The organism is Arthrobacter sp. Y3225116 (genome assembly GCF_059091245.1).
Window position 1 is genome coordinate 1 of record NZ_JBNHGL010000523.1, and the last position, 714, is coordinate 714.

A 714-nucleotide genomic window follows, 5' to 3' on the forward strand; every position below is an offset into this window, starting at 1 on the left:
ACCTGCGTGACACCGACATCACGCGCTACCGTTCGCTCATCGAGCGCCTCGGCCTGCGCCGCTAAGCCCTGCCGGGCACGGCGTCCATGGGCGGAAGCCGGGGCCAGCCCAGCAACGTTTCGGGACCGGCCCCGGTCGGCAGGTAGAGCCGGTTGCCCATGAGCGGCAGGAAACGGCTGCCCGACAGTTCACGGTCTCCGGTCACGGCCAGGACGACCCCGGTCGCCCCGCCGTCGCGGGCCAGGTCCTGCAGGCAGTCTTCGGCCCAGCCGAGCCGGCCGGCCCGGAAGCCACCGAGCCAGCGGCCCCACCCGCTGACCAGGACGAGCAACGGAACGGCGGCCGCCGGTTTGGCCGGACCCCCGGCCGAGGCCAGGCTGCCGAGCCGGGAGGAAACCTCGTTGGCCAGGCGGCGCAGCACCCGTGCCGCCCGTTCGCTGTCCTGGGGACCGACGTAGGCGCCGGTCCGGCCGGCGTCCGCGGCGAAGCCCAGCGAACCGTCACCGTCCAGCACGTAGCAGTGGCGTTCCACCGGTCCGCCCAGGAGCTGCGACGCCAGGACCCGCAAAAACTCCCGGTGTCCTCCGCCTCCTACCCCGAGAACGGCCAGGTGGCCGTCGTGCTCCGGCTGCCAGCGCAGCGGCACCTGCCGTTGCCGGGACGGCATGTCCAGCAGGCCGATCGGGATGCTGCCCCCGTCCTGGGGCGCGGCGG

Annotated in this window: 1 pseudogene; it reads right to left on the reverse strand. The window is 74.1% G+C overall.

From position 1 onward, the window contains the following. Window positions 1–61: 61 nt before the first annotated feature. Window positions 62–714: pseudogene (locus tag AC5RV2_RS18750) on the reverse strand (FtsK/SpoIIIE domain-containing protein); the annotation flags it as partial.